Consider the following 22,535-nt stretch of genomic DNA (forward strand, 5'->3'; position numbering starts at 1 on the left):
ATAAGATTTTATCGCGGTTAACTGTTATAAGACGAATATTAAAAATCACCAGCTTCACCTTTGCTTATTTAATTAAATTTAAGAAAAATTAACAAGTTAAATTATAAAAATCGTAAATATTAATTCTCAAAATTAGAGATTCTGTTTTTTTAAATTATAAGGAGAAAAAACCATATTAGTTCAAATTTTTCTACAGAACCTGATCTTACTCATATCTAATAAAGCACACGTATTTTAATTTTGTAAAAAACTATTGCTTTATGTCTTCTAATCTTATTAGTAAATACAATGTTCCGGGACCACGATATACCAGCTACCCAACAGTACCATATTGGGACGACAATACTTTTTCGGCAAGTGCCTGGGAGCACAGTTTAAAACGCAGCTTTCAGGAAAATAGAGAAATTAGCCTTTACATACATTTACCGTTTTGTGAAAACCTTTGTACTTTTTGTGGCTGTAACAAGCGAATTACAAAAAAGCACTCGGTAGAAACGCCATATATAGAAAGCGTGTTACGGGAATGGGATCTTTATTTAGAATTGCTGGGCGAAAAACCAATTATTAGAGAAGTGCATCTTGGTGGGGGTACGCCAACCTTCTTTGCTCCAGAGAACCTTAAATTTTTACTGAATATGCTTTTTCGTAAAGCCGAAAGAGATTGTAACACAGAATTAAGTTTTGAAGGACATCCAAATAATACTACCAAAGAACATTTAAAGGTTTTAGCCGATCTTGGTTTTAGAAGAGTAAGTTACGGCGTGCAGGATTATAGTGAAAAAGTACAAAAAGCAATTCATAGGATTCAACCTTTTAAGAACGTAAAAAATGCCACCGAACAGGCCAGGGAAACCGGGTTTACATCGGTAGGACATGATATTATTTTTGGTTTACCATTTCAAACCAAAGAAGATATAATTGATACTATTGAAAAAACGAAGCAGTTAATGCCAGATCGTATTGCGTTTTACAGCTATGCGCACGTACCGTGGATAAAAGGAAACGGGCAACGCGGCTTCAAAGACTCTGACCTTCCCGGAGCCGATGAAAAACGTGAAATGTATGAAACGGGAAAAAAAATGCTGGAAGAAGCAGGATATATTGAAATAGGAATGGATCATTTTGCTCTTAAAACCGATTCTCTTTATAAAGCGGTAGAAGATAAAACATTACACCGTAATTTTATGGGGTATACCACCTCTTCTGGTGCGTCTATGATTGGCCTGGGAGTTTCAGCAATTAGTGATAGCTGGTACGGTTTTGCCCAAAATGAAAAATCGGTTGAGACTTACCAGGAACTTATTGCCGAGGGAATAATTCCGGTTTTCCGGGGGCATATTTTAAATGAAGAAGATCTTGTGATAAGAAAACACATTCTTAACTTAATGTGTCGCCTGGAAACGAGTTGGACCGCACCCGAAGATTATTTTGAAGAATTACCCGAAGTACTTATTAAATTAAGAGAAATGGAAGCTGATGGACTCGTTAGTTTTTCTGAAAAAGGCTTAACCATTCCCGAAAAGGGAAGACCATTTGTTCGTAATATTTGTATGGCTTTTGATTTAAGAATGCAGGCACAAAAACCAAACACCCAATTATTTTCTATGACAGTTTAGTTTGAAAGTAGAATACAAAAAAGTCCGTCTGGAAATTCCCAGACGGACTTTTTTATGTTTATAAGGTTCTTTTTTTTTTGAAAATTTAATCTCTATTCTTTGTCATTTCCGCTGCCTATCATATTTAGAACAATAAGCACCAGGCCGGCACAGACAACAAAAAACATCGCGATTAGAAAAGTGCCCAGTTCCCAATTTACTAATGCAATAGTGTCAAATAAATTCATAACAAATGTTTTAGGTTTAATGGCAGCTTTGCGCTGCAGTGATTTCCGGAGTTATTTCCATAGGGGAGAGGTATGGAATTCCGAGTCCCATTCCTCTAAGTATAAATAGCAATCCCATTATTACCACAAAAACAGGAACTGCTTTTCTAATTTTTGATCTCAGGTTAAGGTTAATAAAGTTTCCCAGGTAGATTGCGGCAGTCATTAAAGGCACCGTGCCAAGGCCAAAAAGCGCCATATATAAACTGCCTTCTAAAGCCGTTCCCGAAGCGATAGCTCCAAAAACTGCCATATAAACCAGTCCGCAGGGGAGAAATCCATTTAAAAATCCGATGGTATAAAAAGTGTCGGGAGATTTTTGTTTTAGCTGTTTACCCAGGTTGCTTTTTACTTTTGAAACAATTTTGAAGATAAATTTTGAACCATTGTATTTACTGAATTTTTTATACGGAATAAGAATTACTAAAATCATTAAAACTCCCACTAAAATTGAAAGTTGCTGTTGAAGCCCAAACAATCTGAAACTTTTGCCGAGCAAGCCAAATAGAATACCAATAAGGGCGTAGGAACTTATCCTTCCAAAATGATAAAGGGAAATTTGGCCAAGTTTTTTTAAGTTGTTTTTATGATCTACCGGCAGTAAAAATGCAATAGGACCGCACATTCCCACACAGTGGAAACTTCCTAAAAGACCAAATATTAATGCCGAAATCCACATTTAGTAAACAATTTCGTTTTTATATAAATAGGGCGTTTCTTCATATTCCCAGTGAATATTGATATTCCAACGCCCCTCTACAAGGTTTTTATCTGCAATAAAAATTTGATGTGATGTTAATTCTAAAGGAATATTAAAATCAAGTTTAGCATTAGAAGGGCGATAGAAATTTAGGTTTCCTGAAATTTTAGAAAGTTCCAGGTTCTTAGGAAATTCCACGATCCATCCATCTTTTACACGCCGGTCACTAATGTTTTCTTCTAATGAAAATGCATTGTTTTCTGCATCAATTTCTTCCTGGTAATGCAGTTCCTTTTGGTAGTATTCTTCAGTTACCAAATCGTGATCAAACTTTTTATCGGTAAGCATATTTATCACTAAATACATAATGAAACTTATAAAAAGTGCCATTCCAATTACAATTCCTGTTCCCCAGTTTATTTTCATTTTTTTATATTTTACTCTTAATCGAGGTTTAATAATTTATGAGTTCTTATGCGCACTTTTATTAATTAAAACTGCGGGGTCCCATAAACATAGTGTTCGTTGTTTCTATTAATCTGTCACCACTATAAACCCCAATTTTCAGCTTTTCTTTTTCATCTTCTAATGCGGCCCTATGTATTTCAATAAAGAGTGTTCCCTCGGTTAACTCCTGTCCCGGCACGGTAATATTTGAAGTCTTTACCGGTTTTATTACTCCTTTGTGAGACAATAATCTAAATTCAATATCTTCAAAATCGGCTGTGGTTTTATTTACCAATTTGTAGGTGAAAACATTACTCACCACGTTATCGGCTTTGCGTTCGTATAACTGTCCGGGTAATCTTAAAATACGGGCCTCAACTTCACTTCTTATAAATAACATCCCCACCAAAACTGCGGTTAAGATTCCTAATACAATGCTGTAACCTTTTAACCTGGGTGTAAACCTGAATTTTGCTTTCTTTTCAATATTTTCTTCGCTGGCGTAACGAATTAAACCTTTTGGGAGGTCTACCGCTTCCATCATACTATCGCAGGCATCTATACAAGCGGTACAGTTTATACACTCCAGCTGCGTACCGTTCCTAATATCTATTCCCGTTGGGCAAACCTGCACACATTGGAAACAGTCTATGCAATCTCCTTTTCCGGTTTCTGCACGGTTTTCATTTTTCTTGAATTTTGCTCTTCCTTTTTCCTTTTCTCCACGTTTGTGATCGTAGGCTACTACTATAGATTTATTATCTAAAAGAACGCCCTGAAGCCTTCCATAAGGACAGGCAATTACACAAACCTGTTCTCTAAACCAGGCAAATACAAAGTAAAATACCGCGGTAAAAATCAATAATGAAATAAAAGTGCTCAGATGGTTTAGTGGGCCATCTGTTACGTATTGAATTAAGCGATCACTTCCAATTAAATAAGCGAGGAAAACATTGGCTATAAGGAACGAAATAACAAAGAATAAGAACCATTTTAGAGCACGTTTTCTAATCTTTTCGGCATCCCATTTTTGTTTTTCCAGGCGCATTTGTTTTCCGCGATCACCTTCAATCCAATATTCAATTCTGCGGAAAACCATTTCCATAAAAATGGTTTGTGGGCAAAACCAACCGCAAAATATTCTACCAAAAGCTACCGTAAAGAGGATGATAAAGACCACCCCAATTACCATCATAATTACAAAAATGTGAAAATCCTGGGGCCAGAAAGGAAAACCAAAAATATTAAAACGTCTTTCCAGGATATTAAACATCATAAACTGATTGCCGTTTATCTTTACAAATGGAGCGGCAAAAAGTAAAATGAGCAATATATAACTTACATATTTTCTATATTCATAAAATTTTCCAGAAGGTTTCTTCGGAAAAACCCATAGTCTTTTTCCCTGGTCGTCTGCCGTGGCTATTTTATCCCTGAATTTTTCCTGATTTTCCAAAATCTGTTCTTCTAAAATTTATTCTGAATCTGCTTCCCAAATGTCTCCTTCCGGTGCTTTAGCATCTGGAGGATTGGTTCCCTGCAGACTTAAAACATAGCTGGATACCTGGGCTATTTCCTGTGCATTCAACTCAGATTTCCAGGCCACCATTCCTTTTCCGTCACGGCCACCTTCAGAAACTGTTTGAAAAACATTGCTAATTCCGCCTCCAAGAATCCAATGATCATCGGTAAGGTTAGGACCAATAGCGCCACCACCATCGGCGCGGTGACAAGCCATACAACTTGCCATATAAATGGTTTCTCCCGCTTCTAAATCGGCAGCATCAGTTAGCAATTCTACTGAAGAAGCATCTATAAGATCTGGATTAGCAGCTTTATAAGCTTCAATTTCTTCTTCGGCTTCGGCAACGGCAGCCAGGTATTCTTCAGTTTGATTTTCCCCATCAAAAATGTGGTAGTAAGCCATATACACAAAGGCAAATACAATACTTACGTAAAACCCATAAAGCCACCATGCGGGAAGATCGTTGTCCAGTTCTTTTATACCATCATAATTATGATCTAAAAGAATTTCTTCTTCTTTTTCCAGAGGTTTCTGGTTCAGCATTTTCTTATAGAACTTTTTTAAGCCTATAAACTGCTTGTCAGAATTTTCAATTTTTAACCTGGTATAATGTTGCTGGGCTTCAGAATTAAGACTTTTAAAAACCATATTTTCTAAAGCAGCTATAGAAATTTCTATGGCTACAGCAATTACCAGTACTACACCTAAAACCCACCAAATAATCGGGTATTCTTCAATTGCCCAACCACTTTCGGTCTCAACGGTTAATTCTATTAATACGAGGGCAAGAATTAAAAACCCCAGAATTCTTAAATATCCTATTGTTTTCATAATTCCTGGTTTTCGGTATTAATATCTAAGGGTAATTTGCTTACCTCTTCTATGTCTTTCTTTTTTGCGGTAATTACCCATAAGAATAGCACTACAAAAAAGATGAAGAAAATGAGCAGGGAAATTAGCGGGTAGATCATAACCCCGTCTATACTTTCCATATGGCCTTTTACGAATTTAAACATGCTTAGTTGGTTTTAGTGGTTGATACTTCTGCATCCTTCGCATTAATGTCAGTTCCGAGACGCTGTAAATAAGCAATTAGCGCTACAATTTCGCGGTTTCGCATTTCTACGAATTCGGTACCGTTTTGTTCTGCAAATTCTTTTTCAGCTTCATAAGTTTTTACAAAATCGGGATCTGCGTACAGGTTTTTCTCAATTTGAGTTCCCTGTTCTGCCATCCATTGCTGGGCGCTTTCTATTTCTTCTAAAGTATATGGTACGCCAAGCTTGCTAAGAGCTCTCATTTTAGCTTCGGTATCACTTTTATCAAGCTCGTCTGTAATTATCCATTTATAAGAAGGCATAATAGAACCTGAAGAGGTACTCTGCGGATCGTACATATGGTTAAGGTGCCAGTTATCGGAATATTTACCGCCTACCCGCATAAGATCGGGGCCGGTACGTTTACTTCCCCATAAGAAGGGATAATCGTAAGCATATTCCCCGGCTTTGGAGTATTCGCCATAGCGTTCTACTTCACTTCTAAATGGCCTAATCATTTGCGAGTGACAACCCACACAACCTTCCCGGATGTAAATATCCCGGCCTTCAAGTTCTAAAGGAGTATAAGGTTTTACACTGGAAATTACCGGCACATATTCGTCTACCATTAAGGAGGGAACAATTTGTACCGCGCCACCAATTAAAATGGCTATAGTTGCGAAAATGGTAAGTTTTACGGGTCTTCTTTCTAACCAGGAGTGATATGCTTCCCCTTTGGTTCTTTTTCGTGTTACTTTTTGCAAAGGAGCAGCTTCAGCTAATTCGTCTTCAACTGCACTTCCCTGTCTAACAGTTTGTACAATATTATAAAGTAAAATAAATGCACCAACTATGTATAAACTACCACCAATAGCACGCATCCAGTACATTGGCATAATAGAAGTAACCGTTTCCAGGAAGTTTCCGTAAGTAAGGGTTCCGTCTGGATTAAATTGTTTCCACATAGATGCCTGTACAAATCCGGCAACGTACATAGGTAAAGTGTAAATAATAATACCTAACGTACCAATCCAGAAGTGGGCATTGGCCAATTTAATAGAGTAGAGTTTTGTTTTGAATAGTCTTGGTACTAACCAGTAAACCATCCCAAAAGTTAGGAAACCGTTCCAGGCTAAAGCCCCAACGTGCACGTGAGCAATAATCCAGTCGCTAAAATGCGCGATGGCATTTACGTTTTTAAGCGAAAGCATTGGGCCTTCAAAAGTTGCCATCCCATAACCGGTAATAGCTACTACAAAGAATTTTAGAACAGGATCTGTACGTACTTTATCCCAGGCACCTCGTAGGGTTAAGAGTCCGTTAATCATACCTCCCCAGGAAGGGAATAATAACATAACAGAAAATGCTACACCAAGGTTTTGCGCCCAGTCTGGTAAAGTTGAATATAATAAGTGGTGTGGTCCCGCCCAGATATAAATAAAGATCAAGGACCAAAAGTGAATAATAGAAAGTCTATAGGAATAAACCGGCCTGTTTGCCGCTTTTGGAACAAAATAATACATTAACCCCAGGAAAGGTGTAGTAAGGAAAAATGCCACCGCATTATGCCCATACCACCACTGTACTAAAGCATCCTGAACTCCTGAATAAATCGAATAACTTTTAAATGCAGTAACAGGAATTTCAATATTGTTTACAATATGGAGCACGGCTACGGTTACAAAAGTTGCGAGGTAAAACCAAATAGCAACATATAGGTGACGCTGCCTTCTCTTTATCATAGTACCAATAAGGTTGGCACCAAAAGCAACCCACACCAAAGCAATTGCAATATCTATAGGCCATTCCAGTTCGGCATATTCTTTAGAACTGGTAAAACCCATTGGCAGGGTGATGGCGGCTGCAACAATAATTGCCTGCCAACCCCAAAAATTGAAATTACTCAAGAAATCACTCCACATTCGGGCCTTGAGCAAGCGCTGGGTAGAGTAGTAAACCCCTGCGAAAATGGCGTTCCCAACAAAAGCAAAAATTACCGCGTTAGTATGTAATGGTCTTAAACGGCCAAAACTTAACCATGAAATTCCGTCGGTAAGATCGGGAAATATAAACATAAAGGCGAGCAGTAGCCCAACACTCATACCTACTATACCCCAGAACAGGGTAGCCATAGTAAACTTTTTTACGATCTTATTATCGTAATGAAACTGTTCTACTTCCATAGTTAATTAGATTTCTTGTTTTTGGTGGAATTGGATTTATCAGATTTTTCTTTAACTAATTCATCATCAAAAAGCATCCTTACCGATGGTGTATAGACATCGTCATACTGTCCCTTTTTTACTGAAAAAATAAAGGCAACAAAGAAAATGAGGGCTACTAAAACACTTAATGCAAGTAAGAGGTAAATGATGTTCATTTAGAATGAATTATTTTCAGCAAACTTAAAGCGGTGTTAAAATTTAAAATATGATTGAAATCAGGTTTTCGTTAATACAGGTTTTAATTTTTTCCCGGCAAGGTTTGTGGCCAGGCTTGTAAATGCCACGATACTAATAGAACTTAGCGGCATTAAAATAGCGGCAATTACGGGCATTAAGTTACCGGTTACGGCGAAGGCAAGGCCTACTACGTTATAACAAAGACTTAGTACAAAACTCCATTTGATAATTTTTATACCCTTTTCTGAAAGTTTAAAATATTCACTCAATCTGGTAAGATTTGAAGCTTCCAGGATTCCATCACAAGCAGGGGAGAATACATTAATATTTTCTGAAACTGCAATCCCAACATTACTTTGGGCAAGTGCACCTGCATCGTTAAGTCCGTCGCCAATCATCATCACCGATTTCCCTTCTTCCTGAAGCTTTTTAATGAAATTTAGCTTATCGTCAGGTTTTTGATTGAAGTAAAACTTAGTATTTAAGGGAAGCATATTTTCAAGTTTTTCCTTTTCACCATCATTATCACCGGAAAGGATAAAGAGTTGCTTGTTTTCTCCTAACTCCTTAAATAAATGGGCAAGGCCTTCCCGGTAAGAATTCTTAAAAATGTAGCAACCTTTATATTCTTCATTACTACTTATATGAACCGCTGTTTTATTGAGTTCTTTAGTTTCAGTTTCGCTTTCTTTTACAAAAGAAGAGGAACCAATTTTCATTTTACTACCCTTACTGCCAGAGCTAATTCCTTTTCCGGTATGTTCATTAAATTCATCTAAACTTAGAATATTATTTTTATCAAGGATCTGATAAAGTTGCCTGCTTAGCGGGTGCCCAGATGCTCTTAAACTGCTGCTAAGCAATTGTTCTTCTTCAGCATTAAGTTTTAAACCTTCATAGAATACCTCGGTTTTTTTATTGGAAGTTATAGTGCCGGTTTTATCAAAAACAAGACAATCTATTTTTGCAATTTGTTCTATTACCCCCGCTTCTTTTAAGTAGAATTTATTTCTTCCGTAGATGCGCAACAGATTACCAAGTGTAAACGGAGTTGCTAAAGCAATAGCGCAGGGACACGCGATTATTAGAACCGCGGTAAATACATTTAATGCTATTGAAGGATCGTAAATTAGCCAGAAAAGGGTTGATAGAAATGCTATACTTAAAACCCCAGCGGTAAATCGCTTGCTTATTTGATTGATTAAACTTTGAAACTGGCCTTTTCTGTCTTTTTTGAAGACTTCATTGCTCCAAAGTTTGGTGAGGTAACTCTGGTCTATGGCTTTTATAGCTTCAATCTCCAGTATTCCGCCTTGTTGGCGGCCACCGGCATAAAGCGTTTCACCAGACTCTTTCCTAACGGCTTCGGCCTCACCGGTTACAAAACTGTAATCTATATTCGCGCGGCCTTTCATTAAAACCGAATCTATAGGAATTAATTCGCCGTTTCTTATTAAAATTCGATCGCCGGGTTTTATATTATAAACCTGAACCTGTTCTTCTGTAATTTCTTTTGAAGCATTGATTTTTAATCGCGTTACCGCCATTGGGAAATAAGATTTATAATCCCGCTCAAATGATAAATAGGAATAGGTTTTTTGCTGAAAGAATTTACCCAGAAGTAAAAAGAAAACAAGTCCGGTTAGGCTATCAAAAAAGCCGGTGCCAAGATCGAGGATAATTTCTGTGGTACTTCTAATAAAAAGTACTGCAATTCCCAGGGCAATTGGAACATCTATATTTAGGATCTTTGCCCGCAAACCTTTGTAAGCTGAAATAAAATAATCTGCACCAGAGTAAAAAACCACCGGTAGAGAAAAAGCAAACATCAACCATCTAAATAAATGCTTGAATTGCTCCAGCCAGAATTCTTTAACTTCAAAATATTCGGGAAAAGAGAGAAACATCACATTTCCAAAAGCAAAACCAGCAACGCCCAATTTATAGATTAAGCTTCGGTCTACACGATGATCTTTTTCATCGTAATCTTTAAGAGAAATATAGGGTTCGTAACCAATTCTACTAAGAAGATATACGAGCTCTTTTAAACTAATTTTTTCTGAAGAAAAACTTATTCGTACAGTTTTCTTTGGAAAATCTACCTGTGCCGATTTCACACCTTTGTGTAATTTCCCTAAATTTTCCAGCACCCAAATACAAGAGCTACAGTGCATAGAAGGAATAAGAAAATTAACTATTTGGGTATTGTTCTCATTAAATTCCAGCAGTTTTTCGGTTATTTCCTCGTTATCAAGAAAATCGAATTTTCCTTCTGAAGCTCCGGGAGAAATTCCAGGTTTTTCCTGGATATCATAATAATAAGTAAGGTCACTTTCGTTCAGGATCTCAAAAACTGTTTTACAACCGGTGCAACAGAAATCTTTTTCCTGAAAAACAATGTGATCTTCCTTACATTCTTCACCGCAGTGAAAACAGCTGTTCATTCTTAAATATTTTAGCCGCAAATTTTTAGAAAATTTGAATCAGATAATATGATGGTAATCAGCTTTAAGATTAATTATTATTCATTTCCCGTTTTTCGTAAGTAGAAATATCCAATTAGGCCTGCAATTAAAGAAGCTGAAAGAATCCCTATTTTGGCCTGGGCCAGGTAATTTTCATTTTCAAAAGCGAGCTCAGTAATAAATAAAGACATGGTGAAGCCTATAGCAGCGAGAAAACCAATTCCATAGACATGTTTCCACTTAACTTTATGCGGTAAACTGGCAATTTTAGTCCAAACCATAAGCCTGGAGAAGAATACGATGCCAATAAATTTTCCAAAAATGAGTCCGAACATTACCCCAATTGTTACCGGGCTTAATAGTGCTTCAAAAGAAACATTACCAAAGCTCACGCCTGCATTGGCGAATGCAAAAATTGGAAGAACCACAAAACTTACAAAGGGGTAAAGCGCATGTTCTAAACGTTGTAGGGGCGGAGTGGCATCTTCGGTTAAAGAAGTGAATTTTTGTATAGTATGAGAAATATGGTCATCAGCTTCTTTCGGGTTTTTATTTCTATTTCTAAATTCCTCTTTAATTTCATAAGCTAAGAGTTTAGTTTTTCTTAGAAATAAGGGCGTATTAATACGTTTGGTATTGGGTATGGCAAAGGCCGCTAAAACCGCTGCAATAGTAGCGTGAACACCCGAAAGTAAAATAGCCAGCCATAAACCTCCAATTCCCATAATTGCATAAAACAAGGTATTTCTAATACCAATTAAATTAGCGGTAGCCAGTATAAGTACAAAAACACCCGCAATAGCAAGGCTTTGTAAAGAAATATCTGAAGTATAAAAAAATGCAATTACCAGCACCGCTCCAAGATCGTCTACAATAGCAATTGCGGTTAGAAATACTTTTAGGGGAAGAGGAACCCGGTCTCCAAGGAGATAGAGAATACCCAGTGCAAAAGCGATATCTGTAGCCATAGGAATTCCCCATCCCGAAATTGAATCTACACCGGTATTAAAATAATAATAAATTAAAGCCGGAAAAATCATTCCGCCAATAGCAGCTGCAATTGGAAGTATAGACTTTCTAAAACTGGAAAGTTCGCCCTGTAATATTTCTCGTTTTAACTCAAGACCAATCATAAAAAAGAAAATAGACATGAGGCCATCGTTAATCCAATGCAACAGGTTTTTTCTAATTACAAAATCGTTAATTCCCAGGTGAATATATTGTTTCCAAAGATTGTGATACGCATCAGCCAGTGGTGAGTTGGCAACGATCATTGCAAGAATTGCAGAGAAAATAAGCAATAATCCAACTGAAGTTTTTTTCTCAATAAAGTTTTTAATAGGTAAGAGCAGGTAAATATCAAGGGGCGATTTTTTCATAATAACCTGTTTGTAAAGAATATTCAGTTAATAGGATTAGGTAAATTTATTGTCGTTTTCTTCATATAAATATGATTAAACTCAGTTTTACTGAATAATTGAAACTTAAATGTTTTAAAATCTGCCCTCACATCACGATTAACTTTTTAAAAGGGCTTTTTTTGGCTGAGGTAGGTTTGTGATAATTTTTGAATGAAGTTTAGTTTCGTCGTGTTTTTAATAGAGCCAAAAACAAAACTTTGCTACCTTTAACCTACAAAGTACGATTATGGTAAAAAGAATTACGCAAAGTTTACGTAGGCCAAAAATGAAATCTGTAAACCAACCCCCGGGAACTGTAACCTATGTTGGTAGAAAAGAATCTGGTGAAACCAGCCTGGAAGTTATAGATTATAATAAAGAGAATTATGAAAGGCATATTTCTTCTTCTACCGAAGATGCTTTTAAATTTGAAGCTGAAGACCGAATTACCTGGTTTAATATAGATGGTTTAAGTAATACCGCAGAGATAGAAAAACTGGGTAAATATTACGATCTACACCCGTTAATTATTGAAGATATTGTAAATACTACCCAACGTCCAAAAATAGATGAATATGAAGATTATTTGTTTATTGTGGCCAAAATGCTTTATCACCAGGACGATAAATTGGTAAATGAACATATAAGTTTTGTTTTAGGTAAAGATTATGTACTTACTTTTCAGGAAGCAGGAGGCGATGTGTTTGATGGTGTTAGGGGTCGCCTGGAAAAGGCTTACGGACGCATTCGTACTAATGGTTCAGATTACCTGGTTTTTGCTCTTTTAGATGCTATAGTAGACCATTATTTCCTGGTGGTAGATGAGTTAAGCGAAAAAGTAGAAAAACTGGAGGAACAACTTTTTGAAAGTCAGCCAAGTGACGATATTACTTATGAGATTCAGGATTTAAAAAGAGCAATTTTACGGGTTAGACGGGCAGTTTTTCCGCTTAAAGAAGTTATTTCCCGGTTTCAGAATTTAGAGAACGATCTCATAAAAACCCGAACCAAAAATTATATAAACGACCTTCACGATCATATTCTCCAGGTTTCAGAGAATATAGATTTATACCGCGAGATGGCCTGGGGGCTTATGGATATGTACATGACTACCATTAGCAATAAAATGAACGAGGTCATGAAGGTTTTAACCATTATGGCCTCTATATTTATTCCGTTAACATTTATTGCGGGAATATATGGGATGAATTTTGAATATATCCCCGAGCTGCAGTGGGAATACAGTTACTTTGTATTATGGGGAGTAATGATTGTTATTTTTCTACTTATGATCTATTATTTTAAACGTAAAAAATGGCTTTAATCAAATAAAATTATGATAAGATTTACGCTAATTAGTTTGGCCGTGGTCCTTACCACAACCTGTGCCGCTCAAAATGCTGAAATACCGGTTTACATAGGTACTTACACCAAAAAAGAAGGCCATGTAGATGGAAAAGCAAAAGGAATATTTCTAGCCTTGCAAGATCCTGAAAACGGAAGTTTGCATCCAGAAAAAACTGTGGCGAAAATTACTAATCCCAGCTTTGTAAAAGCTTCTAAAGATGGTAAAAACCTGTATGCGGTGAGCGAATTAGGTGGTGGCGATGCTGAATCTGGTTTTATTTATTCGTTTAAAAGGAATAGTGATAATAGTTTAGAAGAATTAGGAAAAATTTCTACCGAAAGTTTTGCGCCCTGCCATATAGAGATTGACAAAAGTGGAAATTATGTTTTTGTCTCCAATTATATGGGTGGCGTGGTTATGGTTTATAAAAGGGGAGAGGATGGAAACCTGGAAAAACAACAAAAAATTCAGTTAGAGAATCCTGGAGCCTCTCACGCGCATTCGGTTTCAATTTCTTCAGATAATCAAACCGCTTATATTTCTGATCTTGGAAACAATAAAATATGGATGTTTAATTTTAATGCAACAACCGGGAAATTAAGTAAGAAAGAAAAAGCTGTTTTACAATTAGAAGAAGGCTCGGGACCAAGGCATTTTAGTTTTTCTAAAGATGAAAACTTCGCTTTTTCAATGAACGAATTGAATTCAACGCTAAGTGTATTGAAAATAGAAGAAGACGGGAACCTGGAGATTATTCAAAATATATCAACGCTTCCTGAAGATTTTAAAGAAAATAATTCAGGAGCAGATATTCATTTACATCCTTCGGGGAAATTTGTGTACACTTCTAACCGTGGGCATAATAGTATCGCGGCTTTTAAAGTTGATAAAAATTCCGGTAAATTAAGCGTGATTGGTTATTACCCAACCAAAGGCGAAACACCACGTAATTTTGCGATTTCTCCAAATGGAAACTTTCTTTATGCAGCTAACCAGGATACTTCTACAATTAGCAGTTTTAAAATAAATATGAACACGGGAGAACTTGAAGAACATTTACTTCCCGTTGAGGTAATGTCTCCGGTGTGTGTAGAATTTGCTGAAAATTAATCAAATAAAAAGACCTCACTGTTTTTTACCGGTGAGGTCTTTTTATTAGTTCTAACGCATTAGATTCTGAAATAATTCAGAATAACCTATGATTTTCGAGCTTACTTCAATTACTTTCCTTCTACTTCCTCAATCACAAAAAAGCCATCATTTCCCTGAGCTTGGTATAATGGCATAAAAATACGGGCATCCCATTCGCTTTTTATTTCCTTGCCATTTTGTTTTGCCATTAGCTCTCCTTTTTTAATTTCCTGAAAATTTTCGTAGCCCGGTTCCATTTCAAATACATCAGAATCTTCAAGGCCGTGACGATGAACCAATTCAAAGGTTTTTTGATCTGGTGCATTTTTTTCAGCAAAACGATTTACACATTCTGGATAAGTTTCAATTTTAGAAAGATCTAGCTTGCAAGCTTCTTTTAAAGCAAGCCAGATCACTCCTTCATGATTTTCAACCGAGGTTTTATCTTCGTGTTGCCCGGCTTCAAAAACGAAACCCGTCATTCCAATTCTGCTTAAATAATGATCTATATCTCCGGTAATTATATCGCTAAATCCTCTTACTATAAAAGTGGGGAAGTTATGTGCCCATTCATCATTATCATTAACCTCCTGTACAGAAACGTAAGGTAAACTCGCCGATGAAGTGGTGTGGCAATCCAGGAAATAACGTTTAGTAAAATCTTCTTCAGGAAATTGCTTTAAAATATCTATAATTTCCCACATTTCCTTCTGCTCGTGGGTTTCAGATTTTTTCTCATCAATATTCTCTTCGGTCCAAACCCGGTTCAAATCTTCATCTATATAGCGCTTATTTTGATTAAGCGCCTTGTGGTTTCCAGAGACTCCAACCAAAGTTCCTTCAATTTCAGGTTTCGTTTTCTCTAACTGTTTAAAAACTTCTTCCAGTGCCTTAACACCACTTGGCTCGTTGCCGTGAATGCCGGCAGTTACAAAAAGTAAAGGTCCTTTTTTATTGCTGGTATATTTCCCAATTATCCTGGGAATATGTTTTTCTGGTTTATTACTCATAATATCTCTTTTTCAGTTTTACTCGATAATCTATATTGAATGCTCTGAGATAGTTTACTATTCCATACAGGCAATTTCCCTGTTATCAAACTGGTGCCCGTAAAGCTCTTTGTATTCAACTTTTCGCTCAATGGCTTCAATTACCATTGGAGTGAAATCTGGTAAGCCTATGTCTTTAAAACGCTCCATCCCGCCCGGGCTTAACACGTTAATTTCTATCAATTTATCTTTTACCACATCCAGCCCAACAAAGAAAAGTCCGTCGCGGATAAGTTTTGGAGCGGTTAGATCTACAATACGTTGCATTTCTGGAGTAAGGTCACTACTATCGGCAGTGGCACCAAGTGCAAAATTACTTCGGAATTCTCCTTCACCACTAACGCGTCTAATAATAGCCTGTTTTCCATCTTTAACCATGACCCGTCCATTCATTAATAAAATTCGAACATCACCGTCTTTAACTGCCGGTAAGTATTCCTGGGCAATTACATAGCCATGCTGACTAATGGTTTCAATAATTTGATTGATATTTTTTTCATTTTCATCTATTAAAAAAACATTTTGACCACCAGAACCTTCCAGGGGTTTCAAAACAATTTTTTTATTATTCTTTTCCCAGAATTTTAAAATATCTTCTTTATTCCTGGTAATTAAAGAATCTGGTTTTATTTCTTGCGGAAGTTCTTCAAAATAGAGTTTATCAATAAATGCATTAGAGAGGGCATTAGCATCGTTTAAAACCAAAACGCCTTCTTGCTGAATCATTCTGCCAAAAGCAACCCCGGCATGTTCTGCCCATTCCCGCCCAGATTCTTCTTCGGTAGGGTTATTTCTAATAAAGAGTACATCCAGTTTATTGGCTGCTATAGTCTTTTTACGTGCTTTAGAACTCTGTAAAGCTTCCAGAAATTTAGCCGGAGATTTTGTTTTAGTATTTTTTGGCGCCTGCACACTATTTATACTAATTGGTGCATCGTGATGAAAATTAAAATCACCAACTCCCATGGCATAAACCTCATGTCCTCGAGCGTGAGCAGTATTCATTAATAATACCGAGGTTCCACATTTTTCGTTTTTAATATCGTTTAATACAAAGCAAATTTTCATTAGGTTATCATTTGTGAAAGGGGAAGCCCCTCTCTGATTATGTTTAATTTATTGGTAACATTTTCGGTTAATAAATAGCTTGGGCGCAGTGCGCTCGTTTTTAATACTTTTCTTTCGGTTAATTCTTCAATTATTTTGGTGTGTTTTAATCCAAATTTTCCTGCTAATAGCGGTTCATATTCCCCGCCATTTTGTAAGTGATCGCGAAGTTGAACCAATCCTTTTAAATAAATTATATCTTTTAGAAATCCGCCGCCCTGCATAATCCTGGAAGTAATATTAAAAGCTCTTTCGGCGGTAAATCCATAATCCATTTTTAATAAACGGAACAACTGCGGAAACTCAGCGCCCTCCATTAATGCCGAACCAGCAATTACCCTTCCGGCTAAAGTTCTTAATCTATTTCCGGTAAGCCCGTCTACTAAAAATTCTGACATTACTGCAAGTCCTTCCTGAAGCGGATCGTAATCTGCGAGGCCACTGCTTAATAATTCTAAAGGTTGTCGTGTACCATTATAATAGGTTAAAACGTGTGTTCCCACCTCGTGTTGAATAAGGGCCGTGGCTTCGGTTTTATTCATTCTATAATCTGCAGGGATATAAAGTTCGCCTTTATTCACCATCATAATATTCACATCTTTACGAATGTGAACCTTACTTTTAAAATTTTCATCCTGTTCAGCAAAATAATCAAACTCCCGGCGGGCTAAGCTACTAAAGCCTTTTGCATCAATAAATTCAGCATCTTCTTCTTCGGCTACTTCGTCTACTTCCCTAAGTATTTGACCTGCTTCCTGACTTAATTTAGAGTCTAAACCTTTATAAAGTCTAATACTGTTATAAAAGAAATTAGAGGTGCCCCGTTCACTTAACATCGTGATTTGTTGATCCAGTTCTTCACGTTTCTCCCTAAAAATATGGGACATCGCAGGATCGTCTATTTCTTCAACTTTAAGGTTATAAAGTTCTCTTTTTAAAAGATCTGGGTCTATGGGAAGCAATCTATAGTGATAATCTAAAACCTTCTCATAATTACTTTCAAAAAAGGTTTGTTTTATATCCTGAATATTGGCGGGAGAAACCAACCATAAAAACTGGTAAGAGCGTTCTATTTTAGCGAGGGCTTTATCAATTTCAAACACTTTTTCCTTTAAATGTTTTCTACCCAGGGCAAGATAACTGCCCACCCCACTGGAAGTTTGCACCCGCACATAATCAAATAATGCTTTATGTATACACGTAATTAGGTAATCTTTAAATTGCCTTAAAAAAACGGGGTAAACCTCATTATTTTCATTCCGAAAAACGGGAGGAATTTCAAGCCCTACGATTACTGCACCAGATTTCTTTGCCTCGTCTATACTTAAAATATCCTCGTCGCCTTCTCTTTGACGATGGGGAGTATCTTTTATTTCAGCTTTTAAATAAAGTCCCGAAAATATATCATTTATACTGTTAAGTTCTTTTTCTAATACTTTTACAGAACTTGGTAATTTTTGAGCTGGGGCTTTAATGGTAAAACAATTATTGGGTTCTCCCGTATAGATCTCAAAAACCATATAAGATTTAAAATCTGAAGAAAGCTTATCGGCCAGGGCATAAATTAATTTTTGGTAAGCTTCAAAAAATTTATTCCCAATTAAAAGGTAAGATGCTTCACTAATAATTATTCTTTCGGTGCCGGGATCGTCTTCTCTTTTTCTATAAACAACCAGGTAGGGTAAATTATCTTCTATATGAATTAAACCAGCCCCCGGAAGCGAAGCACTTATTTTGCCATCTTCTTCAAGGATTGTTAAAATTTGTTTAATTGATTTCTCCGATAATTCAGATATATTCAGCATTCTAAGTTTTTCTAAAGTTTTCTATTGAATTTTATTAAGATAAAACCACTGTGTATTAGCTAAATAAGAGCTATAATGTGGCTAAACAATATTTAAATTTAGAAAGAAAACTAAGGAAAACTAATGCATAAACTTACTTTGGGTTTTATTTAAGAATTCTAGTAAAGAATTACTTAAAGAGTGAGAAATATGTGTTCTAAATTGAAATTTAAAGCGAAAACCAGAAAGAGCTTTAGTCTTTGTTAATCATTTTCTTTAGCTTGTTGTTCTGCTTTTATTTGTTCGCGGGCAGTTTTAATTTCCTCTTTAGTTGCAGGCCCGGGCTTTTGTTCTTCAGCTTTTTCGGGCTCAAGATTAAGTTCTATATAAAGAGGTAAGTGATCTGAATCTATAGAACTTCCCAGTTTAAAATCGGCAACCCTAAATTCTTCAGTGACAAATACGTGATCTAAAGACCATCGCATAATAAAACTGGAAGCATCAAAAGTATTATAAAAGCCACGGCCAATCCTGGTGTTTAGTAAACCACCAACATTTTGAAAAAGTGCCGTGGTAGAAGACCAGGCCACATCATTAAAATCTCCCGCCACTATTACCGGCAACTTAGAATCTTTTACCATAAATGCAATTTTCATCATTTCGGCATCCCGGTCTGACGAAGAAGGATTATGCTGCGGCATTGGCGGTGTAGGATGTATGGCGTGAAACATCACTTCTTCCCCAGAGCGTAATTTTAAAATGCTGTGTATGGAAGGTATACTATCGTCTACTAAAAAACGTATTTCAGGATTTTTAAGTTCTAACCGGGAATAGAATAACATCCCGTAAGTATTGTCTAAAGGAAATTCAACTTTATAAGGATAAGAATTGGTTACTTCAGCAAGATCGTTTTTCCAGCGGGTATTGGTTTCAGTAAATAATAAAATATCTGGGTTTTGCTTTTTAATATCGGCTACAACCAGGTCAGGATTTTCATTTTTCTGAAGAACATTTGCAGTATAGAGGCTAAATTTATTACTGAAATTCTCTTCTGAAGCCTGGCCAACTTCATAATTTTTATGCGGAAAATAAGGATATATCTTTACCACCTGGAAAATAAAACAAGCCAGTAAAACAACCATAAAAATATAATCTTCGGCTCTTTTTATATCAAATCTTATAAAATATGCGGCAATTGCCGTGAGGGTGAGAAGCGTTAATTGTATGTGCAAATAATCAAAAATACGAATCCACCAGAAATCTGCGGCGATTAAGGGAACTAAGGTCATTACAACCGCGATAATTCCAAAACCCTGAAGAAAACCTTTTAAAGTCATATTTGTTTTTGTTTGGTGGCTAAAAGATAATTTTTAATCCACTTCCAATCTAGGTTTAGGATAATAAAAATTAGCCTGATTCAAGCTTTTCAACTTAAATTTCGTCGGAAAATTTTACGAATTTTTATTGGGAGGGTTTTCTAAATTCGTTTTATTAAAATAATCCCTAATATCATCGCCTGAAGGCGCTTCGAATAACTGAAGATCAAAATATGAAACAGCAGCAATAATGTGGTCAAAAATATCGGCGGTGATATATTCAAAATTCTCCCAGCGTTTATCGCGGCTAAAACATAACACTTCTAAGGGTATCCCATGCTCGGTAGGCTGCAAGTGTCTTACTATAATATACATTTCTTTATGTACAGCCGAGTGGTTATTTAAATAAGTGTCTATATATTTTCTAAAAATACCCAGGTTGGTTTGGTTTCTTCCGTTTAACGGCAGGTTTTTGTCTATTTGGTTAGTAGTATTATAAGCGTTAATCTCATTTTGCCGATCTTCCAGATAGGAAGAAATAAGTTGTATGTTCTTATACTTTTCAAAATCTTCAGAAGTAATAAATTTAACCGAATTCTGTTTTATTAAAACCGAACGTTTAATTCTTCTCCCGGGAGATTCCTGCATTCCGCGCCAATTCTGAAAAGATTCAGAAATTAAACTATAGGTTGGAATAGAGGTAAAGGTATTGTCAAAATTCTGTACCCTAACGGTTGCCAGGGTAATTTCGGTCACGGTACCATCGGCGCCGTATTTACTAAAGGTAATCCAATCGCCAATTCTTACAATATCGTTTACACTAACCTGAATGGAAGCGACAAAACCTAAGATGGTATCTTTAAAAATTAACAGCAAAATTGCTGAAGCAGCACCCAGGGAGATTATAAAATTAATTACATCTTTCCCGGTAATTTCAGCAATAATAAAGATAAAGGCGAACAGCCAAACGATAATCATTACTACCTGAATGTAACTTTCTACCGGTTTATCTTTAAAAGATTCTAAGGTTCTTAGGTAGCTCTTGGTAGTGCGTAAAATGCTTCTAATTATCCATACAATAAGAAAAATGATATAGACATCTATCAGGAAATAAAAAGCCTTTATAGCCAGCGGAAAATCTACCAGAATATAAGGAACGGTAAGGTAAATTATAACCAGAGGAAGAATTTGCCCAATATATTTTGGGAAATTAGTTTTAATTAAAAAATCGTCAAAAGTAGTTTTTGTCTTGTTACTAAAACTTTTAAAAGCTTCAATCACAAAAGTTTTAATCAGGTAATTTACTCCTATAATTATCAGGATTAATACCAGGATATTTAGCAGTAAATTTAAATACAGCGCGAGTGTTGGGTTTACTCCCTGATCTATTAGAAAAGTTTCAAAAAGACAAATAAGATTTTTAAATCCTTCCTCTATATTCATAGTTTAAAGGTATTTTTTTTCTACGTAAAATGGTCCAAAAGGCACCAGGGAGCAACCAAGTATTATTAATAACTCTTTAAAATTCCAGTTTAGAGGTTTAAAAAGCCAGATGGCACCCATAACATAGGCGATAAAAAGAACACCGTGAGCCATCCCAACTTGTTGCACCATTTGTGGCATTTCCCAAATATATTTTAGGGGCATGGCTATAAATAATAATAGTAAAAATGAAAGTCCTTCCAGGATGCTTACATATTTAAAGACCGTTTTTTGCTTTTCCAGGGGCATAGTTTAAATTTTAGATTGCAAAGATAGGTTTTATAGAGAATCTGGTAATTTAGAATAGACATTTCCTTGAAATATTTAGCAGGGAATTAATATTTAAGGGGAAGGTTTAGCAATTTCATTTTTATTAATTTGCGTCTTAATTAAAATAAAAGAAATGAGCTCAAAAATATTGGTAACCGGCGGACTCGGATTTATAGGTTCTCACACGGTTGTCGCGCTTCAGGAACAAGGTTACGAAGTAGTAATTATAGATAATCTTTCAAACTCTTCTATAGATGTACTTGGAGGAATTACCAAAATCACTCAAAAAACTCCGATTTTTGAAAATTTAGATCTTCGAAATAAAAACCAGGTAAAAGAGTTTTTTGAAAAATATCCCGATATAGAGGGGGTTATTCATTTTGCAGCTTCAAAAGCGGTAGGAGAAAGTGTTGAAAACCCGCTATTATATTACGAAAATAACCTGGCTAGTTTAATTTATTTACTACAGGAACTTCAAGTAAAAGAAAACGCATATTTTATTTTTAGTTCTTCCTGTACCGTTTACGGCCAGGCCGATAGTTTGCCAATTACCGAAAACGCTCCCGTTAAAAAAGCAGAATCTCCTTACGGAAATACCAAGCAAATAGGAGAGGAGATTATTACTGATACGGCTAAAATAAATAAGAATTTTAAAGCGATTTCCCTTAGATATTTTAATCCCATAGGCGCTCACCCTTCTGCTGAAATTGGAGAATTACCCATTGGTACGCCCCAAAATCTAATTCCTTTTATTACGCAAACCGCAATTGGAAAGAGAAAAGAACTTTCGGTATTCGGAGATGATTATCCCACACCAGATGGAACTTGCATTAGAGATTATATTCACGTGATGGATCTTGCTAAAGCTCACGTGGTAGCTTTAGAGCGACTTCAGCAAAATAAAGAAAAGAGCAATTTTGAAGTTTTTAACCTGGGAACAGGAAAAGGAAGTTCTGTTTTAGAAGTGATTAATTCTTTTGAACGTTCTACCGGAGAAAAATTACCTTATAAAATTGTAGGTAGAAGAGAAGGTGATATTGTTGCAGCCTATGCCGATACCGAAAAAGCCAATGAAGAGTTGGGCTGGAAAACCGAGAAGCATTTAGATGAAGCTTTAAAAAGCGCCTGGGAATGGCAAAAGGAGGTAGTAAAGAGGGAAGAGGAAGAAAATTAGTTTCCTATTCTATTGA

20 protein-coding genes are annotated in these 22,535 nt (G+C 36.2%); 4 read left to right on the forward strand and 16 right to left on the reverse strand.

Annotated elements, in window-relative coordinates; all coding sequences use genetic code 11:
• Positions 1-260: 260 nt before the first annotated feature.
• Complete coding sequence (hemN, locus tag J0871_RS11435) at positions 261-1,616, forward strand: oxygen-independent coproporphyrinogen III oxidase (protein WP_208225363.1); 1,356 nt, start codon at positions 261-263, stop codon at positions 1,614-1,616.
• Between the two features lie 92 nt (positions 1,617-1,708).
• Here hemN and J0871_RS17370 read toward each other — a convergent pair whose 3' ends face one another.
• From J0871_RS17370 to nhaA, 10 genes are all read right to left on the reverse strand, one after another.
• On the reverse strand, positions 1,709-1,843 hold the full coding sequence (locus J0871_RS17370) for a hypothetical protein (protein WP_257787181.1): 135 nt from the start codon (positions 1,841-1,843) through the stop codon (positions 1,709-1,711).
• A gap of 16 nt (positions 1,844-1,859) precedes the next feature.
• Positions 1,860-2,561: a sulfite exporter TauE/SafE family protein gene (locus J0871_RS11440; RefSeq protein WP_208225365.1), complete on the reverse strand. Its 702-nt coding sequence runs from the start codon at positions 2,559-2,561 to the stop codon at positions 1,860-1,862.
• Positions 2,562-3,008: a FixH family protein gene (locus J0871_RS11445; RefSeq protein ID WP_075326793.1), complete on the reverse strand. Its 447-nt coding sequence runs from the start codon at positions 3,006-3,008 to the stop codon at positions 2,562-2,564.
• Positions 3,009-3,069: 61 nt separating this feature from the next.
• Entirely contained in the window at positions 3,070-4,488 is a 1,419-nt protein-coding gene (gene ccoG / locus J0871_RS11450; protein ID WP_208225398.1) for a cytochrome c oxidase accessory protein CcoG, read from the reverse strand.
• Positions 4,489-4,503: 15 nt separating this feature from the next.
• Positions 4,504-5,385 carry a cbb3-type cytochrome c oxidase N-terminal domain-containing protein gene (locus J0871_RS11455; protein ID WP_093302620.1) on the reverse strand — a complete coding sequence of 294 codons (882 nt, stop codon included), beginning with the start codon at positions 5,383-5,385 and terminating at the stop codon, positions 4,504-4,506.
• Positions 5,382-5,570 (reverse strand): cytochrome C oxidase subunit IV, encoded by a 189-nt coding sequence (locus J0871_RS11460; protein ID WP_075326796.1) that lies wholly within the window; start codon positions 5,568-5,570, stop codon positions 5,382-5,384. The genes J0871_RS11455 and J0871_RS11460 overlap by 4 nt, the downstream gene beginning before the upstream one ends.
• Positions 5,571-5,572: 2 nt before the next feature.
• Positions 5,573-7,774 (reverse strand): cytochrome-c oxidase, cbb3-type subunit I, encoded by a 2,202-nt coding sequence (gene ccoN / locus J0871_RS11465; protein WP_208225367.1) that lies wholly within the window; start codon positions 7,772-7,774, stop codon positions 5,573-5,575.
• Between the two features lie 2 nt (positions 7,775-7,776).
• A complete protein-coding gene (ccoS, locus tag J0871_RS11470; RefSeq protein WP_075326798.1) occupies positions 7,777-7,971 on the reverse strand; it encodes a cbb3-type cytochrome oxidase assembly protein CcoS in 195 nt (64 codons plus the stop codon).
• A 60-nt stretch (positions 7,972-8,031) separates the two neighbouring features.
• Positions 8,032-10,437 (reverse strand): heavy metal translocating P-type ATPase metal-binding domain-containing protein, encoded by a 2,406-nt coding sequence (locus J0871_RS11475; protein ID WP_208225369.1) that lies wholly within the window; start codon positions 10,435-10,437, stop codon positions 8,032-8,034.
• A 77-nt stretch (positions 10,438-10,514) separates the two neighbouring features.
• Positions 10,515-11,837 (reverse strand): Na+/H+ antiporter NhaA, encoded by a 1,323-nt coding sequence (gene nhaA, locus J0871_RS11480; RefSeq protein WP_208225371.1) that lies wholly within the window; start codon positions 11,835-11,837, stop codon positions 10,515-10,517.
• A gap of 268 nt (positions 11,838-12,105) precedes the next feature.
• Between nhaA and corA the strand changes: the two genes are divergently transcribed.
• The gene (gene corA, locus J0871_RS11485) at positions 12,106-13,182 is read left to right on the forward strand and encodes a magnesium/cobalt transporter CorA (protein ID WP_093302629.1); all 1,077 of its coding nucleotides are present in this window, start codon (positions 12,106-12,108) and stop codon (positions 13,180-13,182) included.
• 12 nt (positions 13,183-13,194) lie between these two features.
• Entirely contained in the window at positions 13,195-14,316 is a 1,122-nt protein-coding gene (locus tag J0871_RS11490; RefSeq protein ID WP_208225373.1) for a lactonase family protein, read from the forward strand.
• Positions 14,317-14,426: 110 nt separating this feature from the next.
• Here the strand turns inward: J0871_RS11490 and J0871_RS11495 are convergent, their stop codons facing one another.
• The 6 genes from J0871_RS11495 to J0871_RS11520 all read right to left on the reverse strand — a co-directional run bounded on the left by J0871_RS11495 (position 14,427) and on the right by J0871_RS11520 (position 21,324).
• The gene (locus J0871_RS11495) at positions 14,427-15,347 is read right to left on the reverse strand and encodes a succinylglutamate desuccinylase/aspartoacylase family protein (RefSeq protein WP_093302633.1); all 921 of its coding nucleotides are present in this window, start codon (positions 15,345-15,347) and stop codon (positions 14,427-14,429) included.
• Positions 15,348-15,404: 57 nt separating this feature from the next.
• On the reverse strand, positions 15,405-16,454 hold the full coding sequence (locus tag J0871_RS11500; protein WP_208225375.1) for a glutathione synthetase: 1,050 nt from the start codon (positions 16,452-16,454) through the stop codon (positions 15,405-15,407).
• The gene (locus tag J0871_RS11505) at positions 16,454-18,298 is read right to left on the reverse strand and encodes a tyrosine/phenylalanine carboxypeptidase domain-containing protein (RefSeq protein WP_208225377.1); all 1,845 of its coding nucleotides are present in this window, start codon (positions 18,296-18,298) and stop codon (positions 16,454-16,456) included. The genes J0871_RS11500 and J0871_RS11505 overlap by 1 nt, the downstream gene beginning before the upstream one ends.
• Before the next feature lie 242 nt (positions 18,299-18,540).
• Positions 18,541-19,614 carry an endonuclease/exonuclease/phosphatase family protein gene (locus J0871_RS11510; protein WP_208225378.1) on the reverse strand — a complete coding sequence of 358 codons (1,074 nt, stop codon included), beginning with the start codon at positions 19,612-19,614 and terminating at the stop codon, positions 18,541-18,543.
• 114 nt (positions 19,615-19,728) lie between these two features.
• The gene (locus J0871_RS11515; protein WP_208225380.1) at positions 19,729-21,036 is read right to left on the reverse strand and encodes a mechanosensitive ion channel domain-containing protein; all 1,308 of its coding nucleotides are present in this window, start codon (positions 21,034-21,036) and stop codon (positions 19,729-19,731) included.
• Positions 21,037-21,039: 3 nt separating this feature from the next.
• Positions 21,040-21,324 carry a DUF3817 domain-containing protein gene (locus tag J0871_RS11520; RefSeq protein ID WP_075326808.1) on the reverse strand — a complete coding sequence of 95 codons (285 nt, stop codon included), beginning with the start codon at positions 21,322-21,324 and terminating at the stop codon, positions 21,040-21,042.
• A gap of 154 nt (positions 21,325-21,478) precedes the next feature.
• Here J0871_RS11520 and galE point away from each other — a divergent pair, with 154 nt between their 5' ends.
• A complete protein-coding gene (gene galE / locus J0871_RS11525) occupies positions 21,479-22,519 on the forward strand; it encodes a UDP-glucose 4-epimerase GalE (RefSeq protein WP_208225381.1) in 1,041 nt (346 codons plus the stop codon).
• Positions 22,520-22,535: the final 16 nt, after the last annotated feature.

The sequence above is a fragment of the Salegentibacter sp. BDJ18 genome (assembly GCF_017579965.1).
GTDB lineage: Bacteria > Bacteroidota > Bacteroidia > Flavobacteriales > Flavobacteriaceae > Salegentibacter.

Bases quoted from the DNA above. Each gene is read 5' to 3' on its own strand.
- hemN (WP_208225363.1), top strand. From the start codon at position 261: ATGTCTTCTAATCTTATTAGTAAATACAATGTTCCGGGACCACGATAT.
- J0871_RS17370 (WP_257787181.1), bottom strand. From the start codon at position 1,843: ATGAATTTATTTGACACTATTGCATTAGTAAATTGGGAACTGGGCACT.
- J0871_RS11440 (WP_208225365.1), bottom strand. From the start codon at position 2,561: ATGTGGATTTCGGCATTAATATTTGGTCTTTTAGGAAGTTTCCACTGT.
- J0871_RS11445 (WP_075326793.1), bottom strand. From the start codon at position 3,008: ATGAAAATAAACTGGGGAACAGGAATTGTAATTGGAATGGCACTTTTT.
- J0871_RS11455 (WP_093302620.1), bottom strand. From the start codon at position 5,385: ATGAAAACAATAGGATATTTAAGAATTCTGGGGTTTTTAATTCTTGCC.
- J0871_RS11460 (WP_075326796.1), bottom strand. From the start codon at position 5,570: ATGTTTAAATTCGTAAAAGGCCATATGGAAAGTATAGACGGGGTTATG.
- ccoN (WP_208225367.1), bottom strand. From the start codon at position 7,774: ATGGAAGTAGAACAGTTTCATTACGATAATAAGATCGTAAAAAAGTTT.
- ccoS (WP_075326798.1), bottom strand. From the start codon at position 7,971: ATGAACATCATTTACCTCTTACTTGCATTAAGTGTTTTAGTAGCCCTC.
- J0871_RS11475 (WP_208225369.1), bottom strand. From the start codon at position 10,437: ATGAACAGCTGTTTTCACTGCGGTGAAGAATGTAAGGAAGATCACATT.
- nhaA (WP_208225371.1), bottom strand. From the start codon at position 11,837: ATGAAAAAATCGCCCCTTGATATTTACCTGCTCTTACCTATTAAAAAC.
- corA (WP_093302629.1), top strand. From the start codon at position 12,106: ATGGTAAAAAGAATTACGCAAAGTTTACGTAGGCCAAAAATGAAATCT.
- J0871_RS11490 (WP_208225373.1), top strand. From the start codon at position 13,195: ATGATAAGATTTACGCTAATTAGTTTGGCCGTGGTCCTTACCACAACC.
- J0871_RS11495 (WP_093302633.1), bottom strand. From the start codon at position 15,347: ATGAGTAATAAACCAGAAAAACATATTCCCAGGATAATTGGGAAATAT.
- J0871_RS11500 (WP_208225375.1), bottom strand. From the start codon at position 16,454: ATGAAAATTTGCTTTGTATTAAACGATATTAAAAACGAAAAATGTGGA.
- J0871_RS11505 (WP_208225377.1), bottom strand. From the start codon at position 18,298: ATGCTGAATATATCTGAATTATCGGAGAAATCAATTAAACAAATTTTA.
- J0871_RS11510 (WP_208225378.1), bottom strand. From the start codon at position 19,614: ATGACTTTAAAAGGTTTTCTTCAGGGTTTTGGAATTATCGCGGTTGTA.
- J0871_RS11515 (WP_208225380.1), bottom strand. From the start codon at position 21,036: ATGAATATAGAGGAAGGATTTAAAAATCTTATTTGTCTTTTTGAAACT.
- J0871_RS11520 (WP_075326808.1), bottom strand. From the start codon at position 21,324: ATGCCCCTGGAAAAGCAAAAAACGGTCTTTAAATATGTAAGCATCCTG.
- galE (WP_208225381.1), top strand. From the start codon at position 21,479: ATGAGCTCAAAAATATTGGTAACCGGCGGACTCGGATTTATAGGTTCT.